We start from the raw sequence: 12712 nt of genomic DNA, 5'->3' as shown, positions 1-12712 counted from the left end.
GCTGTTAGAATTTCTCGTGGCTATTCCATATAGTCCGCAAGGATAGATCATTCAAATGGCGATGTCGCACCCTTAGACGGGGATGTGACACCAGGTTTCATTTTCGGGCAGCATCGATGCGTTCATTTCTTATCCCCTTTGCCATCCTAGGGCTTCCGCTGGCCGAGATCGCCGGTTTTGTCGTCGTCGGCCGGGAGATCGGCCTCCTGATGACGTTGCTGCTGGTTCTTGCCAGTGCATTTGTCGGCGTTATCCTGCTGAGAGTCCAGGGATTTACCGTCATTCGGCGAATGCAGGACGCCACGCGTAAAGGTAGCGACCCGGGCCGGGAGGTGCTTGGCGGCGCATTGCTGTTCGTCGCGGCGATCCTGCTGGTGGTGCCGGGCTTCGTCAGCGACGTGATCGGCCTCCTGCTGTTTCTGCCTTTCGTTCGAAATGCGGTTGCCGGTTTCCTGCGCAAGCGAATGACGATCGTGACCGCGGCATCCGGTGCCGGCTGGACACGGCCGCACGAACCGCGCCCCTCGCCGCGCGTCATCGATCTCGACGAGGGCGAATTCTCGCGAACGGACGACGAGGATCCGCCACAGGTCGGCGATCGCCGCCAGCCCTAGCCAAGAGGCCACGGTGACAGAATGCGCGAACGGCACTCTATCGCCCATATTCCGGAGCATGCTTTCAGCTTTCCGCTTGGAGCAGAAACCCAGCGCCCGCTGGAAAGCGCCGGGCCCGCAGGGTTGTAAGCCCTAGGCCGAAATGCTAGATGGCCTCACCTATTTTTGTCGAGGAACCCTTATGACGACTGATACCGCATCCAACGGCAACGGCAGCGCGCAGCAGAGCCCGACGCTGAACATCCTCGCCCAGTATATCAAGGACCTTTCCTTCGAAAACCCGGGCGCGCCGCGTTCGCTGCAAGCCCGTGACAAGGCGCCGTCGATCAATATCAACGTCAACGTCAATGCCAACCCGCTCGCAGAGAACGATTTCGACGTCGTGCTCTCGCTGAACGCAGAAGCCAAGGACGGCGACCGCGTCCTGTTCAACGTCGAGCTCGCCTATGGCGGCGTCTTCCGCGTTGCCGGTTTCCCGCAGGAGCACATGCTGCCGCTGCTCTTCATCGAGTGCCCGCGCCTGCTGTTCCCGTTCGCCCGTCAGATCGTTGCCGACGCAACCCGCAACGGCGGCTTCCCGCCGCTGATGATCGATCCGATCGATTTCGCGCAGATGTTCGCTCAGCGCATGGCCGAAGAAAAGGTCCGCGCCCAGGTTTCGAACGAAACCGCAAACTGATCGAATTTCAGATTGCTGAAACGAAAAGCCCGGCCAATGTGCCGGGCTTTTTCGTATCTGCCTTAGTCCTGGGGGTCGTATTTTGCCCAGATCGCCTTGGCGCCGATCTTCGCGATCAACGCCGCGTGGGCGGCGAGGTCCGCCTCCGAGAGCCGGTTCGGCAAAGGACGCGGCCGCTGGCCGATAAGGATCGGCGCGTCGTCGAGTTCGATTGCCTGATCGGTCGATCTGCTGGACACAAGGCCGAGTGCTGCCTGACGGCCGCCGATCATCTCGATGTAGACTTCCGCCAGCAGTTCGGAGTCGAGAAGCGCGCCGTGCTTGGCGCGGTGCGAGTTGTCGATACCGTAGCGACGGCAAAGCGCGTCCAGCGAGTTCGGCCCCATCGGGTGTTTGCGGCGGGCAAGCGCCAGCGTGTCGGTCACACGCTCGATGGCGATCGGCGGCATGCCCAGACGCGCAAACTCGGCGTTGATAAAGCCCATGTCGAAGGTGGCGTTGTGAGCGACCCAACGGGCGTCGCCGAAAAACTCGAGGATCTGGTCGACCACATCGGCAAATGGCGGCTTGTCCTTCAGGGACTCGTCGGTGATCCCGTGGATGGCGAGCGCATCCGGGTGAACCTTGCGGTTGCCGGGATTGATATAGATGTGCAGCGTACGGCCGGTCGGAAATTGGTTCTCGAGCTCGACACCGCCGATTTCGATCACCCGGTCCTCGCGATTGTCGAGGCCTGTCGTTTCCGTATCGAAGATGATCTCACGCATCCGCGTCTCCGTTGCTGGCTGCGAGTTGGTCGACGACGGCCTTCACCTGGCCCCGGGTGACGTCGAAACTGTCGCTGGTATCGATGATGTAGTCGGCGCGTTTACGCTTTTCGCTGTCCGGCACCTGACGCGCAAGGATCATCGCAAGTTTTTCCTCGGTCATTCCTGGGCGCTTCAGCGCCCTTTGGCGCTGCAGCTCGGCCGAACAGGTCACGACGACGACGCGATCGACCCGCTTGTCCGCACCCGTTTCAAACAGGAGAGGAATGTCGAGGACGACGAAGGGCGCGCTGGCGGCCTGGTTTTCCGCGAGGAACTCCTGCTCCTTGCCGCGCACCAGCGGATGGACGATCGCCTCAAGCTCGCGCAGCCGTTCCGGCGCCTGCATGAGCTGGCGCGAGAGTTCGGTGCGATCGACTTTTCCATCTTTCGTGCTTCCGGGAAACGCCCCTTCCACCGGCGCCACCGCCTCGCCGCTATAGAGCTGATGCACGACCTCGTCGGCATCGTTCACCGGCACGCCGAAGTCGCGAAACATCTGGGCGGTCGTCGACTTGCCCATGGCAATCGATCCGGTGAGCCCAAGGATAATCATCAGTGCCTGTCCATGTCGTCGATAATCAATTGTCGAAGGTCGGCGTCCACCATCGGCCGACAGCCGAACCAGAGTTCGAAGCCGGGCACCGCCTGGTGCAGAAGCATGCCCAAACCGTCGACGATCGCAAGGCCCTGCACCTCTGCCTGCGCCAGGATCGGCGTCTTCAACGGAACATAGACAATATCCGTGACGACTGCGCTCGAAGCCATAACGCCGAAGTCGATCGCCGGTGCTTCGCTGCCGTCCATGCCGAGCGAGGTGGTATTGATGAACAGGCCTGCGCCGGTCATCACGTCCTTGAGTGCGCCCATCGGATGGGCTTCCACCGCCGGACCGAACCGGTCGGCAAGTTCCTGCGCCCGTTCGACGGTGCGATTGACGACATGGATCGTCTTGATGCCGCGATCACGAACAGCCTGGATGATCGCCCGGCTTGCGCCGCCGGCGCCGAGAATGACTGCCGTCGACGTCCGGTCCCAGCCGGCCGCCCGCTCGTCGAGGTTGGCAACAAAGCCGCGGCCGTCGGTATTGGTGGCATGCACCTTTCCGTCCTGAACCCACAGCGTGTTGGCGGCGCCGAGTTCCTGGCTGAGCTCATCCGGCTGATCCACCAGCCGACAGGCCACTTCCTTGTGGGGGATGGTCACATTGCCACCGCAGAAACCGGATGTCCCGTCCTTGAGGCTGGCAATGAAGGCGGCGAATTCTTCCGGCTTGACCTCGTGCGCTCGATAGCTGCCGGGCAGACCGAGCTGTTTCAGCCAATAGCCGTGGATCAGCGGCGACCGGGAATGCTTGATCGGATAGCCGGTGACGAAGGCGTGGTTAACAAATGTTTCACGTGAATCACGCATCGATCGTTCCCAGTTCACGGAGTTTGGCAAGCAGCGGCAGCATCGGGAGACCGAGGATGGTGAAGTAGTCGCCCTCGATCTTTTCGAAGAGCTGGATGCCCTCGCCTTCCAGCTGGTAGGCGCCGACGCTCGAAAGCGCCTTTTCGCCGACACGCTCTAGATGACGCTCGACGAAATCTGCCGTCAGCGGGCGCACGGTCATGTGGGCGGAAGACACATGGCGCCAGATGACATCTTCGCCACGCAAAAGGACGACGGCACTGTTCAGGCGGTGCGTCTGGCCGGAGAGCGAAAGCAGATGTGCGGCAGCTTCCGCCATGGTCTTCGGCTTGTGGTAGACCCGCGACCCCAATGACATTGTCTGATCGGATCCGATCACCAGCGCGTCTGCGAAATACCTGGCGACATCGCGTGCCTTTGCTTCCGCCAGTTCGAGCGCAACGGTTTCGGGCGCAGCGCCTTTATCCTCGAGCGGCTTTTCCAGCGCCCGCTCATCGATCTCGGCTGCCTTCGCTTCAAAGACCAGGCCGGCATTCTCCAGGAGCGCCCGGCGAAACGGGCTGGCCGAAGCCAGGACGAGCGAAGATGTCATCATTCAAGTTCCCGAATTGTTCGAATCCGCTCTAACGCAGACGTGGACGCAGGGCAACGATTGCCGCTGCCGTTTCCTCTATCGAACGGCGGGTGACATCGATGACCGGCCAATTGTTGCGCGCACAGAGCGACCGGGCATATTTCAGTTCCTCGGTGATCGAGGCCTTGTCGGTGTACTCATCGCCGTGAAAGCCTTGCGTCGTTCCGAGCACCCGGTGCTGGCGCACTTGCGAGATACGGTCGGCCGTCGCGATCAACCCGACGACGAGCGGCTTCGTCGCTTCCATCAATCTTTCAGGCAACGGTACGCCGGGGACGATCGGGATGTTCGCTGTCTTGATGCCACGGTTGGCGAGATAGATGCTGGTCGGCGTCTTCGACGTCCGGCTGATGCCGATGAGGACGACATCCGCGTCGTCGAAATCCGCCGGCAGCTGACCGTCGTCATGGTCCATGGTGAAATTGAGCGCATCGATGCGCGCGAAATATTCCGCATCCATCACATGCTGAGCACCGGATCTCCGCCGCGACGGGGATCCCAGATAGGACTGAAAGAGGTCGATGATGGGATCCAGCACGGAGACGCAAGGGACGCCCATCTCGCGGCAACGGCGATCGATGATGTCGGCGAGTTCGCGGTCGACGATCGTATAGAGAACGATGCCCGGTGCGCCGTCGATCGCGTCGAGAACCTGCAGCAGCTGTTTGCGGTTCCGGATCAGCGGATAGACGTGCTCGAGCGCATGCGAGCTTTGAAATTGGGCCGCGGCGGCGCGCCCGGCAGCAATCAGAGTCTCGCCCGTTGAGTCCGAAATCAGGTGAAGGTGGAAGTAGTTTTTCTTGTTCTCCACGCAATTCTCCTGGTGCTGTTGATAAGCCGGGATGAAACACAGCTAACGACGGGGCCTGGATCCAGGCAAGTGGAAAACAGCCGAGTTATTCACAATTGGGGCTGCGGCGGACATTGTTTCGCGGCGGATGTGGACAAGACTCACGGCGCGGACAAAGTGTCACGCATATCAACTGCTTTTCCACAGGCGCGTCAAAAATCGAACGCGACTTAAAGAACTGATTTAAAATGCCTTTCTGAGATTGACCACGTTGTTTTTCCAGAGATCGAACTCATTCTCCCTTCGCTGGGCGTCGTGATCGCCGGTCGTGGACAAGTCAGTGCGTTGTTTTAATCCTTGATACCCACCGACTCTAAGAAATAGAAACCTTCTAAATATCTTTGATTTTAAATTGGGAGAGACGATCCGTGACCGAAACACGCAGAAAGGTTCTGGAGGTTTTGGCGGGGAAGACGGTGTCACCTCCTCCGATCTGGCTCATGCGCCAGGCGGGACGCTACCTGCCCGAGTACAGGGCAACGCGCGCCGTAGCCGGAAGCTTCCTCGATCTTTGCTACACGCCCGATCTCGCAGTCGAGGTCACGTTGCAGCCGATCCGTCGCTACGCTTTCGATGCCGCCATTCTCTTCTCCGACATCCTGGTCATTCCCGATGCGCTGAAACGCAACGTGCGCTTCGAGGAAGGCCATGGGCCACGGATGGATCCGATCAATGATGATGGTATCCGTCTCCTGAAGCCTGAGGGCATCGCTGAACACCTCCAGCCGGTCTTTGAGACGGTTTCGCGGTTGCGCGCAGAGCTTCCCTCGGAAACGACGCTGCTCGGCTTCTGTGGCGCTCCCTGGACGGTGGCGACCTATATGATCGCCGGACAGGGGACCCCGGACCAGGCCCCTGCCCGTCTCTTCGCGTATCGCAATCCCGAAGCCTTTGATCATCTGCTCGCCTTTCTGGCGGATGTATCGGCTGAATATCTCGTGCGACAGATCGATGCCGGCGCCGATGCGGTGCAGATCTTCGATTCCTGGGCAGGTGTTCTCGGTGAGGAGGAATTCGCCCGCTACGCCGTCAAGCCGGTGCAGCGGATCATCGCCTCCGTTCGGGCGCAGCGGCCGCAGGCAAGGATCATCGCCTTTGCGAAGGGCGCGGGGCAGCTGTTGAACGGATATCGGCAGGCGACCGGTGCTGACGCGATCGGTCTCGACTGGACCGTTCCGCTTTCCTTTGCGAAGGATCTGCAGAAGGAAGGGCCGATACAGGGCAATCTCGATCCGATGCGGGTCGTTGCCGGCGGCGTGGCGCTTGAGGAAGGCATTGACCGCATTCTCGACGCACTCGGTCACGGTCCGCTGATCTTCAATCTCGGCCATGGCATAACGCCGCAGGCCGATCCCGATCATGTCTCGGCGCTGGTTGCCCGGGTTCGTGGAGCGCGGTGATGGCGGAGAAGCAGACCGACCGGGCGCCGGGCAACAGGGCGCGGCTCAGGGCAGCGATCGCGCTTGGTGCGTTCGTGGCGCTTCTCGTCGGTCTGTTCGTCTGGCGCCCGGATGATCTCTATCTCTGGATCAAGGCGCTGCATGTTATCGCCGTGATGTCCTGGATGGCGGCGTTGCTCTACATGCCCAGGCTGTTCATCTACCACACGGATGCGGAGCCCGGCTCCGCCCAGTCGGAAACCTTCAAGATGATGGAGTTGCGGCTCCTGAAAGTCATCATGAACCCGGCCATGATGATTTCCTGGGTGCTCGGGCTTTATCTGGCCTGGAGCGTTTATGGCTTCCAGGGTGGCTGGCTGCATGCCAAGCTTCTGTTCGTGGTCCTGCTGACCGGTGTCCACATGCGTTTCAGCCGTGCTGTGCGCGCCTTTCAGCGCGACGAGAACAGGCACGATGCGCGCTATTGGCGGTTGATGAACGAGGCGCCTACCCTCTTGATGATCCTCATCGTCATCATGGTCGTCGTGAAGCCATTCTGAATTTAATCGATTTGCGGCCTGTCATAGGCGTTTCTAATTTGCGACAGCCCCTTGCAGGGTTTCACGTGAATCGCTATTTTCTGCCATCTCCTCTTCATGGCTTGTGACAAAGACAAGAGCCTGCCCCTTCCTGCTGCAGCTCCCTAACGAATACTCGCCATCTCCCCACTACCCATACCAAACATGGATCCTTCATGGCTGAAATGAAGCTACAAGAACTCAAGAACAAGACGCCGACCGATCTGCTCGCTTTCGCCGAGGAGCTCGAGGTGGAGAACGCCAGCACGATGCGCAAGCAGGAGCTGATGTTCGCAATCCTCAAGATGCTCGCGGCCCAGGATATCGAGATCATCGGTGAAGGCGTCGTTGAAGTGCTCCAGGACGGCTTCGGCTTTCTGCGCTCGGCGAATGCAAACTACCTCCCCGGTCCGGACGATATCTACATCTCGCCCTCCCAGATCCGCCGCTTCTCGCTGAAGACCGGCGACACGGTCGAGGGTCCGATCCGCGGACCGAAGGAAGGCGAGCGCTACTTCGCCCTCCTCAAGGTCAACACCATCAACTTCGATGACCCGGAAAAGATCCGTCACAAGGTTCACTTCGACAACCTGACGCCGCTTTACCCGAACGAGCGCTTCAAGATGGAACTCGACGTTCCGACCTCGAAGGATCTGTCGGCCCGGGTCATCGACCTGGTTGCGCCGCTCGGCAAAGGCCAGCGCGGCCTCATCGTCGCTCCGCCGCGCACCGGTAAGACTGTTCTCCTGCAGAACATCGCCCATTCGATCACCGCGAACCATCCGGAATGCTACCTGATCGTTCTCCTGATCGACGAACGTCCCGAAGAAGTGACGGACATGCAGCGCTCGGTGAAGGGCGAAGTCGTGTCCTCGACCTTCGACGAGCCGGCGACCCGCCACGTACAGGTCGCCGAGATGGTGATCGAAAAGGCCAAGCGCCTCGTGGAACACGGTCGTGACGTCGTTATCCTGCTTGACTCGATCACCCGCCTCGGCCGCGCCTACAACACCGTTGTTCCGTCATCGGGCAAGGTCTTGACCGGTGGTGTCGACGCCAATGCTCTGCAGCGCCCGAAGCGCTTCTTCGGTGCCGCCCGTAACATCGAAGAAGGCGGCTCGTTGACGATCATCGCGACGGCGCTGATCGACACCGGCAGCCGCATGGACGAAGTCATCTTCGAAGAGTTCAAGGGCACCGGTAACTCGGAAATCGTGCTCGACCGCAAGGTGGCCGACAAGCGTATCTTCCCGGCGATGGACATTCTCAAGTCCGGTACGCGTAAGGAAGACCTGCTCGTTCCGCGCCAGGACCTCCAGAAGATCTTTGTGCTGCGCCGTATTCTGGCGCCGATGGGGACGACCGACGCGATCGAGTTCCTCATCGACAAGCTCAAGCAGACGAAGAACAACGGCGATTTCTTCGACTCGATGAACACCTAAGACGCGTTCATCATCCGACTTCGGGACCGGTCGACCACGCGTCGGCCGGTTTTCTTGTTTCAAAACCTTAGCCGGATTCTCCGGTCATTCGATTCGGTTTCGCAACAATCTCCGACTAGGCCCGCAATCAGACAGACACCGTTTCTGCTGATTCACGTGAAACACGTGCGCACCGTGAAATACGAGGATGCGGCGAGGCCTTGAAATTTCGGCATTCTTTCGGCATAAGCACGCCGACCCATTGAGATAGCGTTTGCCCCGCGTGAGCGCGCTCCGCGAAGCGGAACGATCCGGTCCGGAACTTCGACGATCCCCATTGCATCGACCATCGACGCGCCCTGCGTGTCCGCGGTCTTTTCAGGTGAGCCCATGACAGCGACGCACACGATTTATGCGCTTTCCAGCGGATCTCTTCCCGCCGGCGTCGCAGTCGTGCGTATCAGCGGCGGGCGCACCGAAGCGGTGTTGCAGGCGTTGTGTGGTGGTGTGCCAACACCTCGGTCGGCGACATTGAGATCGATTCGGTCCCGTAACGGCGATGTCATCGACAGCGGCCTTGTTCTCTATTTTCGCGGACCTGCCTCCTTTACAGGAGAAGACTGCGCCGAGCTTCAGATCCATGGTGGTCGGGCGGCAGTAAACGCCTTGCTAGAGGAACTCTCGAAGCTCGAGGGTTTGCGCCATGCGGAAGCCGGTGAGTTCTCGCGCCGCGCCTTCCAGAACGGCAAGCTTGACCTGGTCGAGGTGGAGGGTCTCGCCGACCTGATTGCTGCGGAAACCGAGATGCAGCGCCGGCTCGCGATCGAACACTCCGGCGGTGGACAATCAAAGATCTATGCCGGCTGGGCGAAGCGCTTGACCCATGCGCGAGCGATGATCGAGGCCGAGCTCGATTTTGCCGATGAAGACGATGTGCCGGGCTCGGTCAGCGAGCGCATCTGGCAGGATATGTCCATGCTATCGCAAGAGATAGCAGCACATATTGCCGATGCGCCGATCGCGGAGATCATCCGCGACGGCCTGAAGATCGTCATCGCCGGTGCGCCGAACGCCGGCAAGTCGAGTTTGCTCAATGCACTGGCCCAGCGTGACATTGCAATCGTCACCGAGATTGCCGGTACGACCCGCGACGTTCTCTCCGTGGATCTTTCCTTAGCCGGATTCTCGGTAAAGCTCTACGATACTGCGGGGCTGCGGGAAACCAACGAGAAGGTAGAGCAAGAAGGTATTCGTCGCGCACGAGAAATTATCGAGCGAGCGGATCTGATCTTGCTGTTGGCCGATGCGCCGGACGGTTTTGATGTCATGTCCGACTTCCCATGCGACACGACGCCCGTGCTGCGCGTCGGAACCAAACTTGATCGCGACAGTGATGGCTGGCGCGAGGGGGCCGCGGATGTGTTGGTCTCGACGAAAAGCGGCGAAGGCATGGAGGGTCTGCTGGACGCGATCGCGGCGCATCTGCCGGATCTCAGTGGGCGGACCTCGCTGTCGCTGCCTTCGCGGCGGCGCCATGTCGATAGTCTCCGGCAGGCGCAGCGGTCGATCGACGACAGCTTGGCAAGGCAGGACTTGGGGCTGGATATACGCGCGGAACTGTTGCGCCTTGCTGGCGACGCAATTGGACGGATAACCGGCCGCGTGGATGTTGAGAACCTTCTCGATGTGATATTTTCTGAATTCTGTATCGGGAAATAACCAGTAGGCCAGAGCAATACAACGTGTGCGAGTCCTTCGTTGTGTTTCACGTGAAACGATTCGTGCCGGGTCAACCCTGGAGAAGAGGCAATGATGCAATTTGACGTAATCATCATTGGCGGTGGCCATGCCGGCTGCGAAGCCGCGGCTGCGGCTGCGCGTCTGGGCGCCAACACAGCATTGATCACGCACAAGGCATCCACGATCGGCGTTATGTCCTGCAACCCGGCGATCGGCGGCTTGGGAAAAGGACATCTGGTCCGCGAGATCGACGCGATGGACGGCTTGATGGGACGCGTCGCTGATGCCGGCGGTATTCAGTTTCGTTTGCTCAACCGTCGCAAGGGTCCAGCGGTGCGCGGACCGCGTACGCAAGCCGATCGCCGCCTCTATCGCGAAGCCATGCAGCGGGAGATCGCTGCCATCGAGAATCTAACCGTTATCGAGGGCGATGCCTTCGACCTTCTGGAAGAGCAAGGCTGCATCCACGGTGTCGTCATGAAGGACGGCCGCCGCTTTCAAGCGAACTCCGTTGTTCTGACGACGGGCACGTTCTTGAAGGGCCTCATCCATATTGGCGATCAGAAGATACCGGCCGGTCGCGTCGGTGAGGAACCGTCCGTCGGGCTCTCGGGAACCTTGCTGCGTTTTGGGTTGCGCCTCGGCCGCCTGAAGACCGGAACGCCCGCCCGCCTGGATGGACGCACCATCGACTGGGCGCGTGTTGGCCGGCAAGGTCCAGACCAAGATCCTGTGCCCTTTTCGTTCATGACCGACGGGATCGTGAATCGCCAGATCGATTGCGGTGTGACGCGGACGACGGAAGAGACGCACAAGATTATTACCGACAATATCGGCAAGTCGGCGATGTACTCCGGACAGATCGAGGGTATCGGACCGCGCTATTGTCCGTCCATCGAGGACAAGATCGTACGATTCGGCGAGCGTGATGGTCACCAGATCTTCCTGGAGCCGGAGGGTCTCGACGACGATACGATCTACCCGAACGGCATTTCGACGTCGCTGCCGGCTGACATCCAGGAAGCCTTTATCAAGACGATCCCAGGATTGGAGAATGTCGCAATACTGCAGCCTGGTTATGCCATCGAGTACGATCACGTCGATCCGCGTGAACTGAACGCGACCCTTGCTGTCCGCAAGATGCCAGGGCTTTTCCTCGCCGGTCAAATCAACGGTACGACCGGCTATGAGGAAGCCGGGGCGCAAGGTCTTGTTGCCGGCTTGAACGCCGCCTTGGCCGCGACCAACCGTCCCGAAATCGTGTTCAGCCGAACGCAGTCCTATATTGGTGTCATGATCGACGACCTGACGTCGCGCGGGATCACCGAGCCCTATCGCATGTTCACCTCCCGCGCGGAGTATCGATTGTCGCTGCGGGCCGACAATGCCGATGCGCGCCTGACACCGCTTGCGATGGAGGTCGGCTGCATCTCGGCTGCGCGGCGCGAACGCTTTGTCGATTGGCGCGCGCGTTTCGACGAAGGGCGTGCCCTGTTGAAAGGCCTCTCGGTAACCCCGGCTGAAGGTAACCGTCATGGCCTTAAGCTCAACCAGGATGGCCAACGGCGCACTGCTTTCGAGATCCTGTCCTATCCCGATCAGTCGATTGCCGGCTTGCAGCCGATCTGGCCCGAGCTGTCGTCGATTGGTCCGCGCGTCGTTGAGGCGCTTGAAATCGATGCGGTCTATGCGGTCTATATGGATCGGCAGGCGGCGGATATCGCCGGCATTCAGCGCGAGGAAAATCTCGCCATACCCGATGGCTTCGACTTCGATATGCTCTCAGGCCTCTCCAACGAGCTGAAGCAGAAGCTGAAGCAGCAGGCGCCCCGCAATCTGGCTCACGTGATGAAGGTCGATGGTATGACGCCGGCAGCAGCATCGCTGATCCTGGCGTGGGTGAAGCGACAGAACCGAACGGTAGAACGTGAAGAAAAGGCCGGCGTACAATGAAGGCGAGTCCAATCGATGTGTTGAACGGACTGCGTGTTTCACGTGAAACGAATGAACGGCTGGAGCATTTTGCCAAGCTCTTTCAGAAGTGGGCGAAGTCGATCAATCTCGTTGCGCCGTCCACGATCGAGGATCTTTGGCGTCGCCACATTGTCGATAGCTTGCAGCTCGCGCAGTTGTCGCCCGGTCCGAAGACCTGGGTCGATCTCGGCAGCGGTGGCGGCTTTCCAGGTGTCATCACGGCGATCTATCTCGCCGAACTTGGCGACGGTTGGGTCCATCTCGTTGAAAGCAACAACAAGAAGGCTGCCTTTCTGCGTGTAGCTCTGGCCGAAACGGGTGCGCGCGGCTCGGTTCACCCGGTTCGAATCGAAGAAGCAGGCGCATTGATTCCCCGAGCGGACGCGGTTTCGGCGCGCGCGCTCGCGGATTTGACCTTGCTGCTCGACTATTCTGCGCCATGGATGACGGCGAAGGAGCAGAAAGCGGTCGCCTACTTCCACAAAGGGCGGGATTACCAGCGCGAAATCGACAAAGCCGTTGGCCGCTATCAGTTTGATCTGGTAAAACATCCAAGCGTGGTCGAGCCGGATTCTGTCGTGCTCGAGATCGCAAATCTGGCGCGCAGGGCCCAGTGATCGCGAG

The 12712-nt window shown here is 60.1% G+C and carries 13 protein-coding genes; 8 read left to right on the top strand and 5 right to left on the bottom strand.

Annotated elements, in window-relative coordinates; translation table 11 throughout:
• Window positions 1-116: 116 nt before the first annotated feature.
• Together AC3WVQ_RS18255 and secB are read left to right on the top strand one after the other, a co-directional pair.
• Window positions 117-614: an FxsA family protein gene (locus AC3WVQ_RS18255; RefSeq protein ID WP_090295167.1), complete on the top strand. Its 498-nt coding sequence runs from the start codon at window positions 117-119 to the stop codon at window positions 612-614.
• 181 nt (window positions 615-795) lie between these two features.
• Entirely contained in the window at window positions 796-1293 is a 498-nt protein-coding gene (gene secB, locus AC3WVQ_RS18250) for a protein-export chaperone SecB (RefSeq protein WP_060521526.1), read from the top strand.
• 62 nt (window positions 1294-1355) lie between these two features.
• Here the strand turns inward: secB and dnaQ are convergent, their stop codons facing one another.
• The 5 genes from dnaQ to AC3WVQ_RS18225 are packed head-to-tail and all read right to left on the bottom strand — an operon-like array spanning window position 1356 to window position 4957.
• On the bottom strand, window positions 1356-2060 hold the full coding sequence (gene dnaQ, locus AC3WVQ_RS18245) for a DNA polymerase III subunit epsilon (RefSeq protein WP_060521525.1): 705 nt from the start codon (window positions 2058-2060) through the stop codon (window positions 1356-1358).
• Window positions 2053-2655 carry a dephospho-CoA kinase gene (gene coaE / locus AC3WVQ_RS18240; RefSeq protein WP_090295168.1) on the bottom strand — a complete coding sequence of 201 codons (603 nt, stop codon included), beginning with the start codon at window positions 2653-2655 and terminating at the stop codon, window positions 2053-2055. Before coaE ends, dnaQ begins: the two co-directional genes overlap by 8 nt.
• Complete coding sequence (locus tag AC3WVQ_RS18235; RefSeq protein WP_060583740.1) at window positions 2655-3512, bottom strand: shikimate dehydrogenase; 858 nt, start codon at window positions 3510-3512, stop codon at window positions 2655-2657. Before AC3WVQ_RS18235 ends, coaE begins: the two co-directional genes overlap by 1 nt.
• Window positions 3505-4104: a Maf-like protein gene (locus tag AC3WVQ_RS18230; protein ID WP_060521587.1), complete on the bottom strand. Its 600-nt coding sequence runs from the start codon at window positions 4102-4104 to the stop codon at window positions 3505-3507. The genes AC3WVQ_RS18235 and AC3WVQ_RS18230 overlap by 8 nt, the downstream gene beginning before the upstream one ends.
• 31 nt (window positions 4105-4135) lie before the next feature.
• Window positions 4136-4957: a pyruvate, water dikinase regulatory protein gene (locus AC3WVQ_RS18225; RefSeq protein ID WP_034800138.1), complete on the bottom strand. Its 822-nt coding sequence runs from the start codon at window positions 4955-4957 to the stop codon at window positions 4136-4138.
• Window positions 4958-5364: 407 nt separating this feature from the next.
• Here AC3WVQ_RS18225 and hemE point away from each other — a divergent pair, with 407 nt between their 5' ends.
• The 6 genes from hemE to rsmG all read left to right on the top strand — a co-directional run bounded on the left by hemE (window position 5365) and on the right by rsmG (window position 12705).
• Window positions 5365-6396: a uroporphyrinogen decarboxylase gene (hemE, locus tag AC3WVQ_RS18220; RefSeq protein WP_110819707.1), complete on the top strand. Its 1032-nt coding sequence runs from the start codon at window positions 5365-5367 to the stop codon at window positions 6394-6396.
• On the top strand, window positions 6393-6935 hold the full coding sequence (gene hemJ / locus AC3WVQ_RS18215) for a protoporphyrinogen oxidase HemJ (protein WP_089044253.1): 543 nt from the start codon (window positions 6393-6395) through the stop codon (window positions 6933-6935). The genes hemE and hemJ overlap by 4 nt, the downstream gene beginning before the upstream one ends.
• A 194-nt stretch (window positions 6936-7129) precedes the next feature.
• Window positions 7130-8395: a transcription termination factor Rho gene (gene rho / locus AC3WVQ_RS18210; RefSeq protein WP_089044254.1), complete on the top strand. Its 1266-nt coding sequence runs from the start codon at window positions 7130-7132 to the stop codon at window positions 8393-8395.
• 369 nt (window positions 8396-8764) lie between these two features.
• Window positions 8765-10093: a tRNA uridine-5-carboxymethylaminomethyl(34) synthesis GTPase MnmE gene (mnmE, locus tag AC3WVQ_RS18205; protein WP_110819705.1), complete on the top strand. Its 1329-nt coding sequence runs from the start codon at window positions 8765-8767 to the stop codon at window positions 10091-10093.
• A gap of 90 nt (window positions 10094-10183) precedes the next feature.
• Entirely contained in the window at window positions 10184-12067 is a 1884-nt protein-coding gene (gene mnmG, locus AC3WVQ_RS18200; RefSeq protein ID WP_110819704.1) for a tRNA uridine-5-carboxymethylaminomethyl(34) synthesis enzyme MnmG, read from the top strand.
• Window positions 12064-12705, top strand: a complete 642-nt coding sequence (gene rsmG, locus AC3WVQ_RS18195; protein ID WP_034800144.1) for a 16S rRNA (guanine(527)-N(7))-methyltransferase RsmG — start codon at window positions 12064-12066, stop codon at window positions 12703-12705. Before mnmG ends, rsmG begins: the two co-directional genes overlap by 4 nt.
• Window positions 12706-12712 lie beyond the last annotated feature (7 nt).

Source organism: Ensifer sp. EB106-05-01-XG146 (assembly GCF_058791875.1).
Note: the sequence above shows the minus strand (reverse complement) of the source record. Positions and strands in the feature narration are given on the sequence as shown.